The sequence below is a fragment of the Manganibacter manganicus genome (assembly GCF_002075885.1).
GTDB lineage: Bacteria > Pseudomonadota > Alphaproteobacteria > Rhizobiales > Rhizobiaceae > Mesorhizobium > Mesorhizobium manganicum.
In genome coordinates, this window is sequence record NZ_MDET01000025.1 from 17,007 (window position 1) to 40,013 (window position 23,007).

General features: G+C 61.0%; 26 protein-coding genes. 8 read left to right on the forward strand and 18 right to left on the reverse strand.

Features of this window, described 5'->3' with window-relative positions:
- Nucleotides 1-136: 136 nt before the first annotated feature.
- Entirely contained in the window at nucleotides 137-1,207 is a 1,071-nt protein-coding gene (locus BFN67_RS16010) for an NAD/NADP octopine/nopaline dehydrogenase family protein (protein WP_080920570.1), read from the reverse strand.
- Nucleotides 1,208-2,493: 1,286 nt separating this feature from the next.
- Here BFN67_RS16010 and BFN67_RS24655 point away from each other — a divergent pair.
- The 8 genes from BFN67_RS24655 to BFN67_RS16050 all read left to right on the forward strand — a co-directional run bounded on the left by BFN67_RS24655 (nucleotide 2,494) and on the right by BFN67_RS16050 (nucleotide 8,252).
- Nucleotides 2,494-2,916, forward strand: a complete 423-nt coding sequence (locus tag BFN67_RS24655; RefSeq protein ID WP_080920571.1) for a protein tyrosine phosphatase family protein — start codon at nucleotides 2,494-2,496, stop codon at nucleotides 2,914-2,916.
- A 40-nt stretch (nucleotides 2,917-2,956) separates the two neighbouring features.
- Nucleotides 2,957-3,670 carry an MBL fold metallo-hydrolase gene (locus tag BFN67_RS24660; protein ID WP_080920572.1) on the forward strand — a complete coding sequence of 238 codons (714 nt, stop codon included), beginning with the start codon at nucleotides 2,957-2,959 and terminating at the stop codon, nucleotides 3,668-3,670.
- Nucleotides 3,667-3,996 carry an ArsR/SmtB family transcription factor gene (locus BFN67_RS16025; protein WP_080920573.1) on the forward strand — a complete coding sequence of 110 codons (330 nt, stop codon included), beginning with the start codon at nucleotides 3,667-3,669 and terminating at the stop codon, nucleotides 3,994-3,996. The genes BFN67_RS24660 and BFN67_RS16025 overlap by 4 nt, the downstream gene beginning before the upstream one ends.
- A gap of 10 nt (nucleotides 3,997-4,006) precedes the next feature.
- On the forward strand, nucleotides 4,007-4,435 hold the full coding sequence (locus BFN67_RS16030; RefSeq protein WP_080920574.1) for a YeeE/YedE family protein: 429 nt from the start codon (nucleotides 4,007-4,009) through the stop codon (nucleotides 4,433-4,435).
- Nucleotides 4,436-4,440: 5 nt separating this feature from the next.
- On the forward strand, nucleotides 4,441-4,872 hold the full coding sequence (locus BFN67_RS16035) for a DUF6691 family protein (protein ID WP_080920575.1): 432 nt from the start codon (nucleotides 4,441-4,443) through the stop codon (nucleotides 4,870-4,872).
- 323 nt (nucleotides 4,873-5,195) lie between these two features.
- Nucleotides 5,196-5,996 (forward strand): FMN-binding protein, encoded by an 801-nt coding sequence (locus BFN67_RS16040; protein WP_080920576.1) that lies wholly within the window; start codon nucleotides 5,196-5,198, stop codon nucleotides 5,994-5,996.
- 4 nt (nucleotides 5,997-6,000) lie between these two features.
- Nucleotides 6,001-6,744: an FAD:protein FMN transferase gene (locus tag BFN67_RS16045; RefSeq protein WP_080920577.1), complete on the forward strand. Its 744-nt coding sequence runs from the start codon at nucleotides 6,001-6,003 to the stop codon at nucleotides 6,742-6,744.
- On the forward strand, nucleotides 6,741-8,252 hold the full coding sequence (locus tag BFN67_RS16050) for an RnfABCDGE type electron transport complex subunit D (protein WP_080920578.1): 1,512 nt from the start codon (nucleotides 6,741-6,743) through the stop codon (nucleotides 8,250-8,252). Before BFN67_RS16045 ends, BFN67_RS16050 begins: the two co-directional genes overlap by 4 nt.
- 1 nt (nucleotide 8,253) lies before the next feature.
- Here the strand turns inward: BFN67_RS16050 and BFN67_RS16055 are convergent, their stop codons facing one another.
- The 17 genes from BFN67_RS16055 to BFN67_RS16130 form a co-directional block, all read right to left on the reverse strand.
- Complete coding sequence (locus BFN67_RS16055; protein WP_080920579.1) at nucleotides 8,254-9,597, reverse strand: sensor histidine kinase; 1,344 nt, start codon at nucleotides 9,595-9,597, stop codon at nucleotides 8,254-8,256.
- Entirely contained in the window at nucleotides 9,597-10,262 is a 666-nt protein-coding gene (locus BFN67_RS16060) for a response regulator transcription factor (RefSeq protein WP_080920580.1), read from the reverse strand. The genes BFN67_RS16055 and BFN67_RS16060 overlap by 1 nt, the downstream gene beginning before the upstream one ends.
- Nucleotides 10,262-10,588 carry a PepSY domain-containing protein gene (locus tag BFN67_RS16065; RefSeq protein ID WP_080920581.1) on the reverse strand — a complete coding sequence of 109 codons (327 nt, stop codon included), beginning with the start codon at nucleotides 10,586-10,588 and terminating at the stop codon, nucleotides 10,262-10,264. The genes BFN67_RS16060 and BFN67_RS16065 overlap by 1 nt, the downstream gene beginning before the upstream one ends.
- A 134-nt stretch (nucleotides 10,589-10,722) precedes the next feature.
- Nucleotides 10,723-11,268 carry a cytochrome b gene (locus tag BFN67_RS16070; protein WP_080920582.1) on the reverse strand — a complete coding sequence of 182 codons (546 nt, stop codon included), beginning with the start codon at nucleotides 11,266-11,268 and terminating at the stop codon, nucleotides 10,723-10,725.
- Between the two features lie 449 nt (nucleotides 11,269-11,717).
- Nucleotides 11,718-11,966 carry a DUF1344 domain-containing protein gene (locus tag BFN67_RS16075; protein ID WP_080920583.1) on the reverse strand — a complete coding sequence of 83 codons (249 nt, stop codon included), beginning with the start codon at nucleotides 11,964-11,966 and terminating at the stop codon, nucleotides 11,718-11,720.
- A gap of 181 nt (nucleotides 11,967-12,147) precedes the next feature.
- Nucleotides 12,148-14,799: an FtsX-like permease family protein gene (locus BFN67_RS16080; protein WP_080920584.1), complete on the reverse strand. Its 2,652-nt coding sequence runs from the start codon at nucleotides 14,797-14,799 to the stop codon at nucleotides 12,148-12,150.
- Nucleotides 14,799-15,476, reverse strand: coding sequence for an ABC transporter ATP-binding protein (locus BFN67_RS16085; protein ID WP_080920585.1), 678 nt, complete (start codon nucleotides 15,474-15,476; stop codon nucleotides 14,799-14,801). The genes BFN67_RS16080 and BFN67_RS16085 overlap by 1 nt, the downstream gene beginning before the upstream one ends.
- Entirely contained in the window at nucleotides 15,469-16,131 is a 663-nt protein-coding gene (locus tag BFN67_RS16090) for an ABC transporter ATP-binding protein (RefSeq protein WP_080920586.1), read from the reverse strand. The genes BFN67_RS16085 and BFN67_RS16090 overlap by 8 nt, the downstream gene beginning before the upstream one ends.
- A 1-nt stretch (nucleotide 16,132) precedes the next feature.
- A complete protein-coding gene (locus tag BFN67_RS16095) occupies nucleotides 16,133-16,726 on the reverse strand; it encodes a hypothetical protein (protein ID WP_080920587.1) in 594 nt (197 codons plus the stop codon).
- A gap of 102 nt (nucleotides 16,727-16,828) precedes the next feature.
- A complete protein-coding gene (locus tag BFN67_RS16100; RefSeq protein ID WP_080920588.1) occupies nucleotides 16,829-18,202 on the reverse strand; it encodes a HAMP domain-containing sensor histidine kinase in 1,374 nt (457 codons plus the stop codon).
- Nucleotides 18,189-18,866 carry a winged helix-turn-helix domain-containing protein gene (locus BFN67_RS16105; protein WP_080920589.1) on the reverse strand — a complete coding sequence of 226 codons (678 nt, stop codon included), beginning with the start codon at nucleotides 18,864-18,866 and terminating at the stop codon, nucleotides 18,189-18,191. The genes BFN67_RS16100 and BFN67_RS16105 overlap by 14 nt, the downstream gene beginning before the upstream one ends.
- Nucleotides 18,867-18,948: 82 nt before the next feature.
- On the reverse strand, nucleotides 18,949-19,767 hold the full coding sequence (locus tag BFN67_RS16110) for a COG4705 family protein (RefSeq protein WP_080920590.1): 819 nt from the start codon (nucleotides 19,765-19,767) through the stop codon (nucleotides 18,949-18,951).
- Complete coding sequence (locus tag BFN67_RS16115; protein ID WP_080920593.1) at nucleotides 19,764-20,021, reverse strand: hypothetical protein; 258 nt, start codon at nucleotides 20,019-20,021, stop codon at nucleotides 19,764-19,766. The genes BFN67_RS16110 and BFN67_RS16115 overlap by 4 nt, the downstream gene beginning before the upstream one ends.
- Before the next feature lie 325 nt (nucleotides 20,022-20,346).
- A complete protein-coding gene (locus BFN67_RS25140) occupies nucleotides 20,347-20,490 on the reverse strand; it encodes a cytochrome b/b6 domain-containing protein (RefSeq protein ID WP_342587451.1) in 144 nt (47 codons plus the stop codon).
- Nucleotides 20,448-20,915, reverse strand: a complete 468-nt coding sequence (locus tag BFN67_RS16120) for a cytochrome b (protein ID WP_245295284.1) — start codon at nucleotides 20,913-20,915, stop codon at nucleotides 20,448-20,450. The genes BFN67_RS25140 and BFN67_RS16120 overlap by 43 nt, the downstream gene beginning before the upstream one ends.
- Before the next feature lie 57 nt (nucleotides 20,916-20,972).
- Nucleotides 20,973-21,536, reverse strand: a complete 564-nt coding sequence (locus tag BFN67_RS16125) for a dual specificity protein phosphatase family protein (protein WP_245295285.1) — start codon at nucleotides 21,534-21,536, stop codon at nucleotides 20,973-20,975.
- A gap of 262 nt (nucleotides 21,537-21,798) precedes the next feature.
- Nucleotides 21,799-22,946 (reverse strand): IS3 family transposase gene (locus BFN67_RS16130; protein ID WP_139789152.1). Its coding sequence is split into 2 segments (ribosomal slippage): nucleotides 21,799-22,697 and nucleotides 22,697-22,946, totalling 1,149 coding nucleotides; the frame shifts between segments, so codons are not numbered across the junction.
- Nucleotides 22,947-23,007 lie beyond the last annotated feature (61 nt).

Consider the following 23,007-nt stretch of genomic DNA (forward strand, 5'->3'; position numbering starts at 1 on the left):
CTGAAGCGGCCGAGCAGCGCGCGCGACAGCGCGTGACGACGCGACTGCGTGGACCGGCCTGGTGCCCGATGAGAAGGTTCTCCGGCTGATAGGTCGCCGATGTTTCAGCCTATGCCGTATTCCTTTGCGGGCGCTGTCAGAACCCCTTGCGGGACAGGTTCACAAGGTCCGTATCCGCCAACCCCTCGATCCCGAGGGCGGGAAGGATGTCGTTATCTGCCCTGAGATCGCGACCATAGGCTGCCGACATTATCGAAACGCCAGATTCATGGAGTATCGCCGGGTTTCCCGTAAGCTTCCCCAACAAGACCGTCGGTAGCAGCCCGAATGGAACGTCCTCGAGAATGTAGCGGCTTGCGATGGTCGTCGGCCCAAAGCCGCCACGACCCTGGCGGTCCATCTCTTGGTTCATTTCCGATACGGTGCCCATTGGGACATGGAACGACAAGGAAAAATGCTCTTGGACGGTACGCACAGCGATGCCAAAATGAGCGGCGATGGCCAATCGTTCAGCATCCAGAGCCTCGATAAAGCGGCCAACGGCGGGAGTAACGTTTCCCCCTTGGCTCCATTGCTCGGCCTTTTCCATGCGTGTGAGGTTAAGAAGGGCAATTCCCAGGTGGTTTTGCGGGTTGAGGTTGCTGAGTGCGATCGCAAGCAGGCCGTCGCGCTTGACGAAACGATCGCCGAACAAGGTTGTGCAAAGTTCGTGGCCGTCGTTCTGGGAACCGTACGGCAGCGTCGCAACGTCCAGCTTCTGGCGAACGGAGGCGACGTGGATTTCGGTTGGTCCCTGTTGTCGGCCTGTCAACAGCGTTGTGCCCCAGACGATAATCGGCAACCTGACCTTGCGCTCCGCCAGCCGCTTCGAGAGATACAGCGCGCCGAGGGAACTGTGCGAACTGATAATGACCGGCATCTCGTCAACCAGATGCGGGACGGCGGCATCCATCGCCATCCTGTGGCCATAGGCCGGCAGCGCTATGACCACCACGTCCGCGTTGGCGATGGCGTCTTTGCAATCCCCGGCGGCACGGACCGGAACCGTCGCCTCGATGCACCCAGTGGCCTCCAGCAATTCGCCGGCAGCCAATGCTTCGGTCCGCTGCCCTGACGGCGACCAGATCATTGGATCATGCCCCGCTTCTGCCAGATAGGCGGCAAGGCCATAAGCAATTGCTCCGGCTCCAAGAATACTTACGCGCATAACAGTTCCCCTATCGCAGTCTTTATGGGTCGAAGGCTGTAGCCTGTGTCAGATGCAGCGCCTTCCTTGAAGCTTCCTCGGTTGCGAAGCTTGTCCGATATGATCCCGGAAGACCAAACGCTGGTTTCCCACTCAATCGCATTCAGCGGCGCCGCTTAGGGAGCTTCGCCAAGTTGCCGCGTGCCATGAACGCCCAATCGACGGCCACCATGGTTGGCGGCAATCGCAAAAAAGGTCTGGCGAGCTTGGGTCCAAGAGCGAATAATCCATATTATGTATGATTTACGCACTCTCATTCGTCAATTGTATATGTCAAGAGGCGCTGACCATCATGCCCCGCGAATCCACGCGGAACCCGCTCGCGGCAACATGATTGCTTACTTCGTTCTATTACGCATGTGGTGGCGTCGGCTGTTTTGGTGAAGTCATCCCCAGCGCCCAACCGGTCAGTTCGTCCATCGTGGATGATCGGCAATTTGCAGGTGCCGCGTTCCAATGACGCATCGCTGTCAGTTCCTGCTCGATCGCCCCGGCACCACTGCGGCCCTTTGCGACAAGCGCGATTTGCATGTTTCACGCGTGTCGAACGACGGCTGTGGATGCGCCGGCGGTTCCGTCGCTGATTTGGCAACGGCAAACTTAACGAGCGGTCCTTGAATGAGAAATTGTTTTTAGATTAGATAAAAGCATCTCGTTAAAATGCTTTGATTTATATACGTATAAAATGTATATATTGAAAATATTGAACAATCTTTTAAGTGGAAATGTACGCATGTCGTTCCACAATCCTATTCAAATTGATTATTGAGTCGAATCGTTCGGATAAACCGTTCTGTACGTCGACAAGATTCTTACTCGCGCGGTATCTATCATATCCAGTTCTATAATTATATTTGGCGTCAGTAGTGTCATGAACCGGGAATCCAACCGTCTCGTACCACACTATAGCATATTCGCTGGCTGAAGACGTCAGGAATTGCGCCGAAAATGCGACCACTCTCAAATCATGAGGGGCGCTAGTGGAACCCCTGCTTTCATCATTGGAAAGAACCTCTATAGGCAGTCATTGCGTGCGATTGACATCCGGGGGCTGTCGATCAGGCACGCGCCACCGGCAGCACGAAATAGAGTGGGTGCGGAAGCAATTCCGGTCCGGCAGCGATGACCGCCCATACCAAGGCGCGCGCTTGGGCGAAAAAGGATTTCAAAACTATTATTGCATATTAATGCAATCGATATTACGTAATCGTTACCGCTGACATTTGGCTTCAGCAAGGAGGTGACGCGTGAAACAGATTTCCGACAAGCTCTACGTTGCGCCGCAATTGACGGCCGACGACATTCGCCAGGCAAGGTCGAAAGGCTTTGCTGCAATCATCAATAACCGTCCTGACCACGAGGAGCCTGGCCAGCCGACCGCAGCCGAAAACCGTATAGTCGCTGAAAACGAAGGGCTCGGCTACAGCCACATCCCCGTCGTGCCGGGACAGGTCGACGAGAACCAGGTCCGCGCGTTCCAGAAGGCGCTTTCCGAAGCAGCTGGTCCAGTGCTGGCCCACTGCAAGACCGGAACGCGCGCCGCCACCCTCTATGTTATCGGCGAGGTCCTGGACGAACGCATGAGCAAGGACGAAGTGGCGCCGCTCGGCCAATCTCTCGGTCTCGACCTCTCCGGCGCTGTCAAATGGCTGGACGGCCACGGCCGCTAAGCCCGACGAACACGAAATTCTTGATCTTGGAGCGATTTCCATGACGACACCCAAGCCTCTTGTGAAAGGCTTCTACGACGCGCACACTTTTTCGATCCGGTATGTCGTCTCCGATCCGGAAACGAAGAAATGCGCGATCATCGATCCGGTCCTCGATTTCGACGAGAAGTCGGGCATGACTGCAACCAAAAACGCTGACGCCATCCTTGATTATGTCGAAGAGCAGGGGCTCAGGATCGAATGGATCCTCGATACCCATCCGCATGCCGACCATCTCTCGGCCGCCCATTATCTCAAGAATAAGGCCGGCGCGCCGACGGCGATCGGCGAAAAGGTCGTTGAGGTCCAAAAACTCTGGAAGGACATCTACAACTGGCCCGATTTCCGGGCCGATTTCCCCGGTGGCAGCGCCTCGGAACTCTACAGGTCGATTATGGAAATCCTGTCACTGCCGGACAAAACCCGCCTATTCGCCGGACATGACTATCAGCCTGGTGGTCGTGAGCCTCTATGGGAATCGACCGTCGCCGAACAGAAAGCGAAGAATATCCATATGTCGCGGTGCAACAGCGAGGCCGAATTCATGGAACTGCGCGAGGCACGCGACAAGACCTTGTCCATGCCGAGGCTGATCCTCCACGCGCTGCAGGTGAACATGAGTGGCGGGCGCCTGCCTGAGCCCGAGGCGAATGGCAGACGCTACCTGAAATTTCCGCTTGATGCGCTGCAAGGGGCCGCATGGGACGGCCAATGAAGCTCGATCTCGCTCCCGATACGGCTGAAATGGTCGCGAGTGCCGGAGATGCGGCGGACTTCTTGAAAAAGCTCGCTCATCCGTCGCGGCTGATGATCGTCTGCGCGCTCGTCGATGGTGAGCGTTCGGTACGCGACCTGGAGGATACGCTAGGTATCCGCCAGCCGGGCCTCTCGCAGCAGATCGCTGAATTGCGCGAGGCGGGCTTCATCACCGGCCGCAAGGAATCGAAGAACATGTTTTACCGGCTCGCAGATGGCCGGATCACCGAATTCATCTCGCTGATGCACCGGATGTTCTGCGAGGTCACGCAAACACATCGTTAGGAACCGAATCATGACTGAATTCACTCCCTTAGCCTCCTTGGCCGGAGGTATGATGATAGGCGTGTCGGCCGTGCTCTTGATGCTGTGGGAGGGGCGCATTGCCGGTATCTCCGGTATCGCAAGCCGACTTCTCCCGCCATATCGCGATGGCGCGTTCCTTTCACGACTCGGCTTTGTCATCGGCATGATAGTGGCGCCGTTCGCTGCAATGACGCTCACAGGTAATCAGGTGGTGCAGGCCGTCTCCTCGAACTTTCCGCTAATGATTGCCGCCGGCTTACTCGTCGGCTTCGGCTCAGTCTGGGGCAGTGGCTGCACCTCGGGCCATGGCGTGTGCGGCCTGTCGCGGCTTTCTCCACGCTCCTTGGTGGCGACGGTCATGTTCATGGCGACCGCCTTCGTTACGGTTTTTCTTGTCCGTCACGTAATCGGAGGCTGATCCATATGTCCTTCCTCATCAATCTCGCGCTTGGTCTCCTCTTCGGCGTCGGCCTCGTTGTCTCCGGCATGTCGGATCCAGCCAAGGTGCTCAACTTCCTCGATTTCTTTGGTACTTGGGACCCGTCGCTCGCCTTTGTCATGGGTGGTGCGGTGCTGGTGGGCTTCGTCGGTTATCGCTCGGTGCTGGCGCGCCAAAAACCTATCATCGGTGATCGCTTCTATCTGCCGGCCAAGAACGACATAGACGTTCATGTCCTCGCCGGTCCTGCAATCTTTGGAATTGGCTGGGGGTTGGGCGGCTTCTGCCCCGGTCCAGCACTCGCCGGACTTGGTCTCGGCGCAGCGGGAACGGTCGCCTTTATCCCGGCGATGATTACAGGCATGTGGGCAGCCCGCCTCATCGACGAAACCCTTCCCCGGAGTTCAAGCGACTGAGGCTTGCATAGCTATTCTCGATCTTCTCCAGTACCTGTTGGGTGCTCCTTCGGGTTCCCTGGTAGGATTTTCACTCGGACTGTTCGGAAGCGGCAGATCGATCCTCGCTGTCCCTCTGATGGTTTATCTGGTCGGGATGCCTGCGGCACAGGTGGCGATCAGCACCAGCGCTTTTTGACGTCAACACCTCACCGCTGCAAGCGACCGTGCGTTTGACCGTGCACAAGTCGGATCTGACAGCCAATTGTCAGGTCTGTCGTGAGACATTGTCTCAGAACCACGCGAACCGGTTCGCGTGTCGGAACAATGTGGAATGTAGCCCCATGAAGCAGATCGCTCTATCGCTTTTCGTCATTGCCGCCTCCGGCGTCTATGTCTGGGAGCAGGCCGGCAAGGCGTCCGCGGACGATATGCTTGGTCCGGCGCCGCCGGCCGACGCCATGGCGACAAATTCCTCACGGCCGATCCTTCCCGCAGTTGCGGCTGAAGCCGGCCCCGTTTCCTCCCCGGCTCGGCCCGTGCCGGAGGTTCGTCGACAGAGGGCGCAACTCGAACCCCCTACGCCGCCCGCTGCCAATAAGGGGACAACGGCTGTCATCGCGGCATCGCCGACCAAGCCGTTGCTTGCGGCCAGGCCGCCGGAAGTCTCGCAGTCTACGGCGCCTCCGCCTCGGCCGAAGGCCGTCGCGAATTTCACGCCTACCGCTCAATTTTCCGCGCGGGAATCGCTGTCTTTCGCCGTAACGCCGGCGGTTTATATTCCCATACCGCGGCCGCGGCCCAACCATCCGCAATCGACGGCCCGTGTCATCCGTGCTGGAATGAAGCCAGCCACACACGGTTTCACCGACGGAACCTTCACCGGGCCGGTCACCGACGCTTACTATGGGCTCATCCAGATGCAGGCTTCCATTCAGGGAGGCCGCCTGACCGCGCTGAAAGTGCTGAAATACCCGAACGACCGCCGCACGTCGGTCCGCATCAACCGGCAAGCACTGCCCATGCTGCGCGACGAAGCGATCAGCGCGCAAAGCGCCAATGTCGACATCATTTCGGGCGCGACGCTGACCAGCAGGGCTTTCATCCAGTCACTTGGCGGGGCGCTGAAGAAAGCATCTTCGTAATTCGATGCGCGAGACCCGCATTCTGATGGGCATGCCTGTCACCGTCGATATCGGCGACACGTCGAGCGGCGCGCTGATCGATACGGTCTTCGCCTATTTCGAGCGCATCGACCGGCGCTTCAGCACCTACAGGGCCGACAGCGAGATTTCGGCCATCAACCGCGGGGACGTTCCAGTCAAAAACTGGAGCGACGAGATGATGGAGGTGCTGGCGCTCGCCGAACAGACGAGGAACGAGACCGACGGCTATTTCGACATCCGCAAGCCGGACGGTTCGCTCGATCCGTCGGGGATCGTCAAGGGATGGGCCATCCGCAACGCGGCGGCGACGGTTCGCCGGACCGGCGTCAACGGTTTTTTCATCGAAGCCGGCGGCGACATCCAGTCATGCGGCAGGAATGCTTCGGGCCTCGACTGGAGCGTCGGTATCCGCAACCCGTTCAATACGGATGAGATCATCAAGATCCTGTATCCGCGCGGTCGTGGCGTCGCCACCTCCGGCACCTATATACGTGGGCAGCACATCTACAATCCCCACGAAGCTGGCGATACCATTACCGACATCGTCAGCGTGACGGTCGTCGGATCCGATGTGCTCGAAGCCGACCGCTTCGCGACCGCCGCGTTCGCCATGGGTCGGAACGGTATTTTCTTCATCGAGCAGACGCCCGGCCTGGAGGGTTATGTCGTTGACAGCAACGGCCGCGCCACGCCGACAAGCGGCTTCGGAGCGTTTTGCCGATCATGATCAAGGCCATCGACCGGTTTCTCGACCATCAGACCATGTACCGGCTGGTGCTCTATTATCTGATCGCGCTATGGGGCACCGCCTTCGTGCTCGGTTTCATAGGGCTCGTGCCGCATCAGCCTGCTACACTTGCTTTCACGGCCATGCTGTCGCTTGCGGCATGCTGGATCACCAACCGGGTTTTCGTGCTGGTCTTCGAGATTCCGGCAAACAGCGAATCCGTCTATATCACCGCCCTCATCCTGGCCCTCATCCTCGATCCGGTGGGCGTCGCCGACCTCAAGGGGATCGGGGCCGTGGCGTTCGCCTCGGTCTGGGCAATCTCCTCCAAATTCATTTTCGCCGTCGGCAGGAAGCACCTGTTCAATCCGGCCGCTCTGGGCGTGGCGCTGTCCGCTTTCCTGCTCGACCAGCCGGCCACCTGGTGGATCAGCAGCAATCTGTGGCTGCTTCCCTTCGTGTTGGCCGGCGGCGTCCTGATTGTCCGAAAGCTGCGCCGGCTGGATCTCGTCGCGACATTCCTGATGGTTGCACTGGCGACTATCCTGGCGACCACCGAGCCGTCGCAATATGGCGCCGCGCTCAAAGAAACCCTGGGTTACTCGCCGCTGCTGTTCTTTGCCTTCGTCATGCTGACCGAGCCGCTGACGGCGCCGACAACGCGCTGGCCGCGCATCGCCTTCGCCGCCATCGTCGGTTTTCTGTTCGCCCCGAACATCCATGTGGGCTCGTTCTATTTCACGCCGGAGCTGGCGCTGCTGGCGGGCAATCTCTTTGCTTACGCGGTCGGCCCGAAGGGGCGCTCCGTGTTAACATTGGAACGCATCGAGCGCTCGGCCATCGACAGCTATGACTTCATCTTCCGGTCGCCGCGAAAGATCGCCTTCCAGGCAGGCCAGTATCTCGAGTGGACGCTTGGCCTCGACCGTCCCGACAGCCGCGGCAACCGCCGCTATTTCACGATCGCCTCGGCACCAACGGAAGAAACAGTCCGTCTGGGCGTCAAGTTCTATCCGCAATCGAGCGCTTTCAAGCGCGAACTGCTGACGCTGAAACCGGGCGGTCATATCCACGCCGCGCAACTGGCCGGCAACTTCACGCTGCCCGCCAAGCGCCAAACCAAGATCGCCTTCCTGGCCGGAGGCATCGGCATTACGCCATTCCGCTCGATGCTGCACTATCTCCTCGACCGGAAGGAAAGGCGGCCGATCGTCCTCCTTTACGGAACAGAAGGCCAAGAGGACATCGCCTATCGCGACGTGCTCGGCGCCGCCGGACGCGAACTGGGCATCCGGACGATCCACGCCGTAGCGCGGGGTGCCGAGCGCGGGCAATATACCGGCTATATCGACGAGCGCCTGATACGCCTGGCCATCCCCGACTACCTCGAGCGGACCTTCTACATTTCCGGCCCGCAGGCCATGGTCAAGGTGCTCCGGCAGAAACTGCGTGGCATGGGCGTTCGCCGTTCGAAGATAAAGGTCGATTATTTTCCCGGCTTCGCCTGAATCAATCGTGCCGCGGCAAGTGGATGGTCACGATCAGGCCCGGGCCGGCATTGCTCATCGCAAGATGGCCGCCATAGGCTCCGACGATATCCGACACGATGGCAAGGCCAAGGCCGCTGCTGTCGCCCTGGCTGTCGAGCTTGACGCCGCGCGACAGGGCGGATTCCCGATCCGCCTCCAGAATCCCTGGACCGTCGTCCCTGACGCCGATGACCACTTCGCCCGCCATTGCGGACGCATCGACCCGCACCTCGGACTTTGCATAGCGGGCCGCGTTCTCGACCAGATTGCCGAGGAGTTCGGACAGATCACCCTCATCGATCGATGCCGTCAGATCGTCGACGATTTCCAGCTTGAACGAAAGCTGCTTGCCGCTTGGCGTGCGCTTGACGACGGCGACGACCCCCGCCGCCGTTTCCCGGATGCGGCAGGAGACCTTGCCCGACACGCCGGGCGCGAGACGCGCGCGTGCCAGTTCGCGTTCGACGTGGCGCCGGATTGCCGCGATGCTCTTCTCGATTTCGTCGGCGAGGCCCGTTTCGCCTTTCTTGCGCAGGGCGCGAATGTCGGCAGACAAGACCTGCAGCGGCGTCTTGAGGCCATGCGCCAGGTCGGTAGCGCGTGACCGAGCCCGCGCAAGCGCCTTTTCCTGGGCATCGAGCAGGCGGTTGATCTCGTCGGCAAGTGGCTGCACCTCGCGGGGCGCCGCCACGTCGAGCCGCGCCGCTCGCTGCGCGATCACGTTTCGCACCGCGACCCGAAGGCTTTCCAGCGGCGCAAGGCCGATGGTGATCTGGATGAAAAAAGCCGCCATCAGGATGATGGCCAGCAGGATGAGGGCCGGCGCAAGATCGCGGACATATTCGCGTACCGCCACTTCCACGCTGCGATGGCTTTCCGCGACGATGGCGCGAAACGTCCGGCCATTGGCATCGATGACCATGCGTTCGACGGCAATGGCGAGTTCCCCATCGGGGCCTTTGAATTCCTTGATTTCCCTGAGTTCACCACTGGCTCCGTGGTTCGGCAGGGCAAGTGTCGCATCCCACAACGAACGCGACCGGACGAGACGGCCGGAACCGACGTCCTCAATCTGCCAGTAATGGCCGGATAGCGGAATGGAAAAGCGTGGGTCGGTCAGGGCTGCCTGGACTGAAAGGCGGCCGTCGAGACCGTAGGTGGTCGCGCCGATCAGATCGTTGAGGTCGACCGTCAGTTCACTGACGACGCGCCGTTCGACATTGAGTTCGAACAAATAGCGCAATCCTAGGCCCGCGATGGCAAGGGCGATAAGGATCGAGACCGTTGCCGCCGACCAGAGCCGGAACCGGATCGAGTTTCCCATCAGCGGGTATCGTCGGGCACGACGTATCCGAACCCGCGTCGCGTCTCGATGATGTCGCTGCCGAGCTTCCGGCGAAGCCGGGCCACGAGAACCTCAATCGTGTTCGGATCGCGATCGTTGCCGCTATCGTACAGATGCTCCGCCAGTTCGGTCGGAGCCACTACGCGCCCCGCATGATGCATCAGGAATGCCAGCAGCCGGTATTCGAGCGGCGATAGCGAGACGGGAGCGCCGCGGAGCGAAATACGCATCTGGCGGGTGTCGAGGAGCAACGGCCCGGATTTCAGAAGCGGTGCGGCTTGTCCGGTCGAGCGCCGCAGGATCGCCCGGAGGCGGGCCAGCAGTTCTTCCATTTCGAACGGTTTGGGCAGATAGTCGTCGGCGCCGGCATTGATGCCTTCGACGCGCTCGGTCCACATGCCTCTGGCCGTCAGGATCAGCACGGGAAAGCGGCGCGCATTGGCCCGCCAGCGCTTCAGCACCGTCAGGCCGTCGAGCTTGGGCAATCCGAGATCCAGGATGGCGGCGTCATAATTCTCGACGTCGCCGGCGAACCAGGCGGCTTCGCCATCGCGAACCACGTCGAGAGCCATTCCCGAAGACTTGAGGAGGGCCGCGATGTCGCTTGCAATGCGCGGCTCATCCTCGGCCAGGAGGATTTTCATCAGTCGCCGTCCCTGCTGCGCAGGAGTACCCCGGTGCCGGCGTCCGCGTCAACGATGCTGCGGTGGCCGTCGGCGGCAACGATCTGGAACCTGTAGATCCATCTGCCGCCCAGTCGGATGAAATCGACGGCCACGATGTCGCCCGGAACCTCGGCGTGTACCACACTCAGTATTTTGGACAGCCCCTTTATTTCACCGCGCTCGTAAAGATCCCGCGCCTTGTCATGATCGCCGTCATCGTCCTTTTCAGCCCGGGCGACGAGCGGCAGGGCTAGGACGAGTCCGGCCAGAACCACCATCGCCATGCGCTTAAGTGCCGTTTTCATCTATGAGCCGTGTCGCGGACTTGAGTTTCGATCAAGCTCGCTATCGAATTCCATCTGTCGCTGGAGGCTATCATGAATAAGAACAAGCCGGTCGAGTTGATCAGTTGAATTCGGCGGCAAAACTTGTCGGAACCTCAATCGCGAGCAGGTTGTTCCGGCAGCATCCGCTTGAGGATATCATCCTTGCAGACGAAATGATGCCAGAGGGCAGCGGCCGCATGCAGTCCGGCCAGAATCAGAATCAAATTTGCGCAGAGACTGTGCAGTTCCTTGATTAACCCGGCCGTGGCGCGGTCCGGGGCGAAGGGAGCCGGGATGGTGAACAGGCCGAAGAAGCTCAACGCTTGGCCCTTGGACCAGGTCAGGAGGATGCCGAGAACCGGGATGGCCAAAAGCAGTACGTAAAGCAGAAGATGCGTAACCTTGGCCAGCGATTGCTCAAGCGGCGCCATTTCCGAGGGAAGTTCCGGCGCGCCGTACAGCAGGCGCATGCCCAGGCGCAGGATGACCAGCCCGAACAGCAGCAAACCGAATGAAATATGGACCCACCAGACGAGATCGCGGTTGGGGTCGCCGCGCGGGAACAGGTCTTCGGCGTAGGTCAGTCCATAGACTCCCAAAACGAGCAGAAACACGATCCAGTGAATGGCTTTTTGGGAGCTTGCATAGGTGGGATTCATTCGAACATCCGGTTTTGGCGTTTCCAAACTGGCCGCGGTTTTTCGAAACTTGCCGGTTCAGTGCTTTGCGACGGAGCTCTGCGACAGCCGTTTGGCGGAAGCTTGCTTAAAACACCTGTCAGTACGCTGACAAAGGCCGCTGTAAGCTGAAGTTCACGGCCAACGCCAACGGCATGAGGCGCTTCGTCTCGAGTGAGGGCGTCCCGCAGAAAATGTCGAAACAGCAAGCGTCAGAACGAAGCCTTCGGGCTGTGCATGAGTGTGCGGCCGACACCGGCAACGACCAGTATGCATCACTAGCGTCACTTTCGCGGTGCGAAAGTCGTCAGGCTGCACGTTTTAAACTGGCCGCGCCGGTCGGGAATCTTAACGCTTTCCCGGATCGGAGACGTGACTTCGGTTACTCCGTGGCACCGCTCGATGAGCACGAAACCGATTGCCTCTCAGCTTTAATGCGCGGCCCCGACGCTCGTGGCGTGCAGTTTTCCGGCCTTGCTGGAATAGACGACCTTGACCTTTTCGCCGACCTTGAGGGATTCGGCCTCGATGCCCTCCGGGAGTGTGAAGGTCTTCCCATCCGAGAGTGTGACCGAATCATGGCTCTTGTCGATCGCTGACACCATGCCCGTAATCTGCTTTGCGAAGGCGCCGGTGGACGAGGCGGCGAGGATTATGGCCACTACAACGAACTTCTTCATGTCTGATACTCCTGTTCGGTTGAAGATTCGCCCGGAAGGCTCGGTCATCGACCAACGCCGGCGGACCGCGTCCTCCGGGAAACTCCCCGGTTGGGGAGATTGACATACTGTAACGCCCGCTGCTTACGGTGGTCTCGCGCGCACCATACAAATGCGTAAGGTATGGCCTCGCCGCTTCGGCTCAGATGTCGCGCAGATATTCTGCGTCGTGCCCGGCTGGCGGCCGCGCGATCAGAACCGCGGCGACGACGGCGGCGACCATGAGGGTGAGAACCGTGCCGAGATAAGCCCAGGGGACGGACAGCGCCTCCGGCGGAGGGTCGAACACTCCGGTTAGCAGTTTGATCAGCATCCAGGCGGTCGCCGTCCCCGAAATCAGCCCGAAAACCGCGCCCCCGGCAATGACGAGTAACCCTTCGCTCCACAGGAAAGCAGAAAGTTGCCGACGACTTGCGCCAACGGCGCCCAGGATGGCGAAGTTCCGGCGCCGCTCGATCAGTCCGAGCGCCAGCATCAATCCGCCTGCAGCGGCTGCCATCATCACGGCGAAAGCCAGCTCGATTGTCGTCAGGCCGGCAAGATCTACTGCGGTGAGGCTTGAGCCAATCAGATGGGTAGCCTGGCCAATGTCCTTCACCTTTAGCGACGGGTCTAAGCCAGCGACGGATGAGGCTTGTGCGGCCAGCGCCGAGGGATCGCTCTTGGCCCGCATGAGAACATATTCCGAGGCCGGCGAGCCGGTCGTTGCGCCGATATAGCTTGCATTCGCAACCAGGAACGAATCCTTCGGCGCGGTCGGAAACTCGCGCGCGACGCCGATGAACTTGAACGGCACCGGATGATACTGATGGTCCTTGGCATTCATCAGCCGCAGGTTGATGGTATCGCCCTGCTGGAGCTGGAAATCCCGGACCGTCTCTTCCGACACCAGCACGCCGTCTGGCGTCGCGGCCAGCTCTGCAAGCATGGCCGCCGCGCTCCCGCCGCTGAAATAGGCGTCCGAAAGGCTGGTCGCTTGCTCGATGCGTCCGGGGTCGATGCCGTAGAGGTCCTGCAGATCGGCTCCGACATAGGCAAAGCGGTGCTGCATGGGCTCGGCCGCCGCCGTCCCGGGCAACGCGGCGAGTGCGGCCAGATGGGCGCCGGCAGGCTTGTCCGACGTACCGAAGACGGTGACGTCGGCGCCGTTGGTGAGTTCCGCGTCGACGCGCGACTGGGCGTTGTAGGTGGCGTTGAAGATCGCGGTCGACACGGCGAACGAGACCGCGAGCGCAGTCATGGCTATGCCTGCGGTGAGCCGGCGGGACTGCCGCGACATCGCCGCCGCGACGATCGGCGCGAGGCGGCCGCTGACCGGCCTGACGAGGCCCCGCAGAAGCCGCCCGTTGCTTGCGATCACGCTATTCGACAGACGCAGCGCCAACAGCGCGAGCCCGAGCCAGAACAGGGCCGGCGCGATGAAGGCTTTGTAGTCCACGGCCGTTGCCGCGACGCCTTCAGGCGCAAGAACGATCTGGTAGCCGGTGCTTGCCGATTGCCAAAAGAACATGCCTGCCGCCGCAAGCAGCAACACGTCGAACCACAGGCGCTGCCAGAGCGGCTGCCTGGCCGCGACGACAGTGCGGCGGGCAGCGCTGACGGTGTTCAGGCGCGCCTCGCGCCAGGAAGGGTACAGATAGGCGACAAAGCCTGCGACGAGCCCGACGATGCCCACCAAGCCCAGGATCGCGGCTGTCGCTCCTGGAACCATGCCTTGCCCCGATACCCAGGGCTCCAGCGACAACGCTGCCGCCAGGCCGAGAAGCGTGCCGGTGATCGCGGCGACCGTCGCTTCGGCGGCGGACAAGCCAAGGATGGTGGACAAGGCGGCGCCGCGTACGCGCAGGAGCGCCTGCTCAAGACGACGGCGCGGCGCTCCCGAGGATGTCACGGCGTAAGTGAGCACGAGCGCCAGCGCGACGCCCGGTAGACCGAGGAACAAAAAGAGAACCGAAGCGTAACGCGAATCTTCGCGCACCGCACCAAGGCGTGAGCCCAGATTGTCCGCGACCAGCGCCTGGCCGGCGACCTTAGCTTCCAGGTTCCTCGCGGCGCCACTGACGAAGGTGAAGGCCGATACCGGGTCCGTGGGAAGCATGTCATGGGTAAGCCTGACGTGCAGTTGCCGGCGAATGGTGTCGGGACGCGCCGTCCCCTGCGGATCGAAGGCCTGCATCCATTCGGTCCGCGGCAGCACGAGCACATTATCCGGAGGCGCCTGCGGTGCCGCCTGGGGCGGCAGGCCAACCGCCTGGAACAACGCATCCGCGTCGGGAAGATCGACCACGCCCGCGACCGTCACCGTCAGCGGTGGCAGGCCGATACGGTTGATCGTCACTGGATCGCCTGGGCCGACATGCAGATTGGCCGCGGTCTGCTGCGCGATGAGGACGCCATTTCGGCTACCCGAAAGGAACCGGACTTCCATGGGGAAATCACGCAGATAATTGCCATCGAAGGCGATCACCTGTCCGGGGCCGGTGGTCTGGACCGTGCCGCCGGTGCGGGCCTCGAAACCGGCCACATCCGCGAAGTTTGCCTGATGCAGCGTCTGGACGAGCTTCGTCTCATTCAATGTTTTGCGTATGGCGGCCTCATTCGCCCCCGACACAAGCTGCACTTGCCAGTCGATGGGAATAGCCGATACCGCACGGGTGGTCATGGACGCACCTGCGCCGACGAGGAACAGCGTCAGCATCGCCAAAAGCGCCACTGTGAGCGCGATGCCTGCCGCCGAGCCGGCGGTCCGGGCGAAGCGGTGGGCAAGGACGCCCCGAATCCAGAGAACGACCATCACGCAGGCTCCAATACTGGTTGGCCGCAACGAAATTGGCCGTGATCCATCGTCCAACGCGTCGCCATGCGGGCAGCGACGGCTTGATCATGCGTGGCGACGATCAGGGCTGCCGAAGTATTCGCGAGGTAGTCCAGCACCGCATCCATGAAGAATTGCGCCGTGACGCCATCGAGCTGCCCGGTGGGCTCATCGGCCAAGACGAGCTTCGGCCGGAGCGCCAAAGCCCGCACCATCGCCACACGTTGCGCCTGGCCGCCGGACAGTTCTTCAGGCATCTTGTCTGCAAGCTCGCCAAGTTCGAAGCGGGACAGAAGGTCGCGGCTGTAGTCAGGCGGCAAATCCTCGTCGGCGAGGACCGCCGGCAGGTCGACGTTCTCGGCAACCGTCAAGGCCGGAAACAGACTGGGCGACTGGAACACGGCGCCGATCATGCGCGGTCGTAGCCGCTCGGCGGGTCCCAGGCCGGGCCATTCGACGGTGCCGTTTGTCGGGCGGTCGAGTCCGCCAAGGATGTGCAGCAGCGTCGTCTTGCCGGAACCGGAGGGGCCGGTGAGCGCGATGCGGGCGCCCTCCCGGATTTCGCAGCTTATGTCGTTCAGCACCGACACGCGGCTTTCCCCGCCGCCTGAAAACGCACGCCCGACATGCCTGCAGACGGCCAGGATCTCAGTCATCCTCTACTCTCCCGTCGTGCAGTCGCACGATCCTGTCGGCCTTTCGGGCCAATGCTCCGCTGTGGGTAGCCAAGAGCGTGGTGAGGCCAGCGCGGCGTCTGGTCTCGAAATGATCGATCAGGCGTGATTCCGTATCGGCGTCGACCTCTGCGGTCGGTTCGTCGGCGATGAGGATCGGCGGGTCCGCGGCAAGCGCAACGGCGAGGCCGGCGCGCGCCGTTTCACCACCGGAAAGCTGGGTTGCGAAGGCATGCGCGCGCGCCCTTAGACCGACCGTTTCGACCAGCGCGTCGACGCGGGCTTCGTCCGACTTGCCGGCGAGCATCATCTGGAAACGGATGTTTTGCCGCACGCTGAGATGCGGGAAAAGGTTGCCTGTCTGCAGGAGAATGCCGAAGTGGCTGGCGCGCATCCGCGCCCGCTCGGCTTCTGAGCGTCGTGTCAGGCGCATGCCACCCACTTCGACGTGGCCGCCGTCCGGTTCGTCCAATCCTGTCAGGCATGACAGCAAGGTGGACTTGCCGCTGCCCGAGGGACCGACCAGGGCGACGAATTCGCCCGCGCAAAGGGCGAGGCTAACGCCGCGTAGCGCGAACGTTTCGTCGTCTCCCGTATGGAAAAACCGGTAGAGTTCGTGCGCAACAAGTGCCGTCATCTCACTTCCACCGGAATGACTTGGACATCAGTTGCCACTGATCGACATTGTCCGCGCCCTTCGGTGCGTAGAGTTCGAGCGTGGCCAGTTTTCCGTCCTTGAAATAAAGATAGCGCTCGTTTTCCAGCCGAACCTGCTTGCTGGTCACTGCGTTCGGTTCTGAGTTCGACGTGTAGACGATGCGGATCGCCGGACCGGCGGGCAACTTGACAGCCTTGACGGATGCCACCGTCACTGCCCGCCCGGCCACCTTGAGCTTCGGCACCTCGCCGTTCCTGACGCTTTCGACGCTGGGCGCCGCTGTTGCGTTCGCCACCGTCACGACGACACCGTCCAGCTTGTCGACGAAACTTGCCCCGTCGGCGCGGTCCGAACGAGCCCAGCCCTCGGGAACCTTGATCGTGAAGCCCTGAGGTGCCTTGTAGTCGATGAAGACCTGCGTGTCGGGTATGTCTCCGGGCGGGTTCTTCTCGGCGGGAACGGGCTTCTCGGCGGAGAAAGCCGGCGAGGCGAGGCCCATGCCGAAAATCGGAACGAGGCCGATGACCGCGAAGAGGACGGCCTTTCCGGCGGGAAATCGAGTAGACTTGTTCATGGCTGCGATCCTTGCTTTGTCGGAACGCCGCAATAATAGGACGGCCACTTTACGTGTCCGTGGCCGCAATCATACGAATTGGTAAACTCGAAACGAGCCTCGCTAGGATTGCCCGCCGCGCGAAGCTGAAAAAATCACCTCGACGCCCAGCCCCGGCCGACGGTCATCCAGCCTGATCGTCGCGCCGTGCAGGTCCGCGATAGCGCGAACAAGACTGAGGCCGAGGCCGCTGCCGGGCGTCGACCGGCTCTTTTCGATCCGGTAAAGCCGGCGGAAGACGTTTTCATGTTCCGCCGGTGGAATGCCGGGTCCGTCGTCGGCGACGCTCGCCGTGACGCGGTCGCCGTCGCGTCGCACCGACAATTCGATCTTGGTGCCGGCAGGGCAATGCCTCAGCGCGTTCTCCACGAGATTCGCGAACATCTGGGTGAGCAGTTCGGCGTCGCCGTGGACCAGCCCCCCTGGTCCCTGGAGCGTCCTTCTCGCCAAGAGCGACATGCCGCTGTCTTCCGCCACGTCGGTATAAATCTCGGCGATCGAATTGACGATCGCGTCGAGATCGACCTCGGCGAAGCGAGCTTTGCGCGCACCCGCTTCGATCTGGGCAATGCGCAGAAGCGCTTCGAACGTGTCGTTGATTTGCCGGCTTTCCGCACGCGCCTCGACAAGTTGCCCGGTTATGTCCTGGCCATTCGAAGATCCGTATTCGGCCGCCTCCAGGATTATCTGCAGCCGGTTCAACGGTGTCTTTAGATCATGGGCGATGTCGCTCGATACCTGCCGCATGCCCTCCACCAGCGCGGAAAGCCGGTCGAGAGCTTCGTTCACCTGGGTTGAAACGCCGTCAATGTCGTCACCATTGCCCAAGAGCGGGATCCGGGCGCCGAGCCTGCCTTGCGAAACGTCGCCCATTGTGGCGGCGATCGCGTCGAGCCGCCGCTGGATGCGCGATGCGATCGCGGCGCCGCCCGCGACCGCAAGAGCGGCGACGATGAGCGTCGCCCAGATGAAGCCGGTCAAGACGATCTCTTCCAGCCTTTCGGTCTGGGAATAGCTGAGCGCCACGGTCAGCCGGTTGGCTCCGACGGCTCCGGAATAGGCGCGGTAGGTTCCATCCGCCGGTACACCTGGGATATCGCCGATCACCGAGTAGCCTTCCGGAACGTCCATACCGGTAAAATTGCCGGCAAGATGGCTTCCGTCCGGTCCCGATAGCGAAAACAGCCGCTCATGCGGAGACGTCAGTTTTGTGTGGCTTTTGACCGTGGCGATCAAATCCTCGAGATCGCTGCCGTCATAGGTGGCGGCGACGACGGAGAAGGTCTCCTTGGCGGTTTCGTCCAGGCTGTGCGAAAGATCGGCGCGCATCACCTGGTACATGACAAAGCCGGAAATCACGAACGTCAGCACGAACAAGACGGCGAAACTCACCGCCATTCTGAAGGCCGTGCTCCGCCAAAGCTCAAGCCGGCGCATGCAGGCTGTATCCGATGTTGCGTACGGTATGGAGCAGGGGCGTTTCGAAGGGCTTGTCGATCTTTGCTCGCAGGCGGCTGATATGGGTTTCGACAACGCTGGTTTTGGGATCGAAGTTGAAATCCCAGACGCGCTCGAGCAGCATCGTCCGGGTGATGACGCGGCCTTCACTCTGCATCAACATTTCCAGCAGTTTGAACTCGCGCGGCTGGAGGTCGATTGCCTGGCCTTGTCGTATTACCCGGCGCCGTATCAGGTCCATTTCGAGATCCGCCACGCGCAGGATGCTTCTCTGCTCCTGCGCGGGCGGCCTGCGGCCGAGCGCGTTGATGCGGGCAAGCAGTTCGGAAAAGGCAAAGGGCTTGACCAGATAGTCATCGCCCCCCGCCTCGAGCCCTTCGACGCGGTCGTCGATGCCGGCGACCGCAGTCAGGAACAGGACGGGCGTGGCAACGCCCGCGGCGCGCGCCGCCTTGACCATCGACAAGCCGTCCAATCCCTTGATCATCCGGTCGGCGACGATGACGTCGTAATTATCGCGCGTCGCCGCGAACAGCCCGTCGTGGCCGTCGGAGAGGCAGTCGCAGATGTGCCCGGCCTCCGTCAGACCACGGACGATGTAGTCGGCGGTTCGCTGGTCATCCTCGACGATAAGTAGCCGCATGGCTGGCGTTCTCTGTCCGAACGGTTTGACGTGCGGCGAGCCTACCACTGCGCCGAGAGTTTCGCGAGAACCGCCTTCTACGCTACTCCGCATCGAGGGCGATAGCTCCACTGTCTTCGCGGTTGAAAGTCAGGCTCATATAGCCAACGGTGACCACGATACAGCCGAGGAAGAGCAGGCTGGTGTAGGTGGTGCCGAAGCCAAGGCCGCCATATTCGCGGGGTTGCGAAAGCAGGTCGCCGAACGAGGCGCCGAGCGGCCGCGTCAGGATGTAGGCGAGCCAGAAGGCAGCGATGCCGTTCAGGCCGAGCCGATAATACGCGAAAGCGATTGCCACGATGACGGCGCCAAACAAGATGCCCGTGGTCAGGTAGCCCAGACCGAAGCGTTCGGCCAGGAGGTCGCCGACCGACGTGCCGAGCGAAAAAGTGAACAGGATCGCCAGCCAATAAAAGACTTCGCGACGGGTCGTGAAGATGGAATGAATCGAGAGCGTGCGCTCGCTGGCGAACCAGATCGCGAATGTGGCAGCCAGCACCGCCGAAAAGGCGATGGTCGTGGTTTCCAGCGTCACTCCGAAATTATCGACGAGATTGTCGGTAATCAGCGTGCCAACGATGCTGATGAGAACGACGGCTAGCCAGTAGGCCCATGGCACGTAGCGCTTCTGGGCGAACTGCAGCATCATGGCGGCCACGAGAACCGCCGTCATAATGAGCGAGGTCGTGGTGAGGCCTAAGCCGAGATTGACCGCGAGGTAGTCGGCGGCCGTTTCGCCCATGGTGACGGCCAGGAGCTTGATCAGCCAGAATGCTACCGTCACGTCGGGAACGCGATTGGCTGCTTCGAGTGCCGGCCGCCCGCCGGCCACCGGGGTTTGGGAAAAATGTGCGTGGGTCATTTGCCGATCACCTTCATGGCCTGGCCGAAGAATTCGTCGGCGCGCTTGTCGTCGTCGGCATTACAGCGTTCGACGCCCTTTGTTTCCAGGTCGGCGATCTTGGCCTTATCGGCATCGTTCAGGCCGGCTTTAGCTTCCGCGGCGCGCAGCTCCTTCAGAGCTGTCTCGCAAGGCGTGGTCGCGGCGAGTGCCGGCGAGGCGAGCGCGGCAAGCACGCCGAGGGCGAAGAGGGTGGCGAGTGAGTTCTGTTTCATCGGTCGATCCTTGGAAAGGCCGCGTATGGCGGCGGTTGTGTCCGGCACGCGGGAGCTGTGCCGCACACAACCGCTATCAAGGGCAACTCACGAAGCTCTGTCCGCCGCCTTACGGATTGGTAAGAAAGGCGCTTCAGCCGTACCAATCGTAAAGTTACGGCTGTGCCGAAACAAATTTGAACGTATCCGGTTACGGAGAACGACGGGGCGCAGACGCAATTGGTGCTGCCTTGCCTAACTTTGCGACCGATCGACGAGGTTGCCGCGATCCACCGTTTGCAAACAGCGGTTCGAACCGACATGGTCCAACCGACGTCCTCTACAGTCACTTGTCGATGGATTGCTGCCATCGAGGCAGCATCGATTTCAATATCCCGTCACGTAAGTAATAATGATGGAAAAGCGCCGCCGCCGCATGCAGACCTGCTAGCCATAGAATGACATTGCCAAGCGTGGTGTGAATTTCCAAGACAACAAGACAAACTGTCCGAGGGTGTGATTTTCACTGACCAACGGAGCAATGTCGAAGCCCTGGGGGGTGACCGGATGGCCTTCCCACCAGCTGCCGAAGATCGCGGTCAGCGGCAGCGCAACGAGCAGAACGTAGAGAAGCCAATGGACGAGGCGCGACGAGGCTACCATCCAGCCAGGGCCCTGCCTCTGGTCAGGCGGCTGCTCGATCATGCGCCAAATTAGACGCAGCACCACAACCGCGAAGACCAGCAATCCAAGCGTTTCGTGTATACGCCTGACGCCGTCCACTTCGGTCGAAAAGACCCGACTTTCGGGACCGCCTTCGCTCAATATATAGGCGGCCAGAACCAGCGCCACGGTGAGCCAGTGAAAGGTTTGCGCAATGGGGTCGTACCGTTCGCGGTTCTCAACGTGGCTCAAGAATCGTTCTCCAGCGAGGCGCCATCATGTAGAGGAAGGGCGTCGGATTGATGGAAATCAGGATCCGTGAAAGCCGAGCCAAGGTTCGAGCGCCTCGAAAGTCCTGTCCATTGCGTAAGTGGGACTCAGCGGAACCGAGATGTGACCGTAGCGGAGTGAAATCTGATTTTCAGATGCTGTCTCACCTCGCTTGCCCACGGCTGCAACATAGAGTGCGGAAGCCAGTCCGCTCCGGTCGGCTCCGGCTTTGCAATGAATCAGGATCGGCTTTGCCGCCAGCGCAAGGATCGAGACAAGCTCGGCCGCGCGCTTTTGTGTTAACTCCCGGCTTGCCGACATCGGGTAGTCAATGTGGACGATTCCCAGTGCTTTCGACTCTTGCACTTCGGCTTCGTACCAGTCGGCTCCTTTTGCAGCGCCACGCAGATTGACGATCGTCCGGATGCCGTATGATTGGGCGTAGGTCTGGATGTCTGCAGCACTGGGCTGTGCTGACCGATAGAGTTGCCCTGGGACGACTGCATGGAAATTGCCGAATACCTGCAGGCCGCCGAGGTAGGCGCCAAGACCCGCGCAGACCGATAAACCCAGCCAAATTCCCGTCCGCTTTATGGACTTCATTGGAACCACCATGTTCTTGTGACATATGCGACGAAGTTCTTATCGTTGAAACTCAACATAAGTCGAGGCGATCGCCGTGACGTTCTGCCTCCGAGGATAATGGGGTATGAGACGCCTTTCCGGATAATGAAATTAATGCGGCCTGGAAGAAGGCGCGAGAGAGAAAATAATTCGAAGTAAGCGTCGCACAAGCAAATGACCGATTGCCGTGTATCTTAAAACATTCAGATGGTGGCCTGCTGCCGGTTTTTCGGACACCAGGTTAAGCTAACATAGCTTGCTCCTCGAACTCGACGGGGCTGAGATAGCCCAGTGTCGAGTGCCGTCGCCGAGGGTTGTAGAAGCGTTCGATGTAATCGAACACATCCGCCCTGGCGTCGTCCCTCCTCCTGTAGACCTTGCGGGCCGTCCGCTCTGTCTTGAGCGACGAGAAGAAGCTCTCCATCGCAGCATTGTCCCAGACGTTGCCCGACCGGCTCATCGAACAGGTGATGCCGTGGTCAGCCATCAGGCGCTGGAACTGCTCACTGGTGTATTGCGATCCCTGGTCCGAATGATGAAGCAGGCTATCGGGTTTTCCTCTGCGCCAGATCGCCATGATGAGGGCGTCGGTGACGAGTTGGGCCGTCATCTCCGCCTTCATCGCCCAGCCGACGACGCGCCGGGAGAACAGGTCGACGACGGCGGCAACGTAGAGCCAACCTTCGGCGGTCCAGATGTAGGTGAAGTCGGCGATCCACTTCTGGTTCGGAGCCGATGCCTCGAAGGCGCGGTCGAGGAGGTTGTCCGAGACGGCGGTCCGCTCGCCGGCGTCCTTCGGCAGCCCACGGCGGCGCGGCCGGGCACGCAACCCGTTCTCCCGCATGAGCCTCTCGACGCGATGCAGGCCGCAGGACAGACCCTCGGCCAGGACGTCATGCCAGACACGACGGGCGCCATAGGTGCGGTCACTGCTCTTGAAGCTGCGGTCGATCCGGGAGACGAGTATCTCGTCGTGCCGCGAGCGGACGCTGGGGCTACGGTTGAGCCAGGCATGGAAGCCTGAGCGGGATACATCCAGTGCACTGCACAGCCATGCCACCGGCCAGATGCCCCGGTGCCTCGCGATGAAAGCGAACCTCATATCGCTTCCCTCGCGAAGTAGGCTGCGGCCTTTTTTAGGATGTCGCGCTCCGCCTTCAGTTTGGCGACTTCCTTGCGCAGCCGGTCGATCTCGAGCTGCTCCGGCTTCATCTGGCCATGACCGGGAAAGGCATGCTGCGGATCGGCAGCAAGATCCCTGATCCATTTGCGCAGCACGTTCTCATGGAGATCCAGATCACGGGCGGCCTGCGCAACCGCAACGCCCCGATCCTTCACCAGTCTCACTGCCTCAAGCTTGAACTCGCGGCTGAACTTCCTTCTCTGCATTCCCTCTCTCCAGTTCCGTTAAACACCTTATCTCGGTGTCCACGAAACCGGCAGCAGGCCA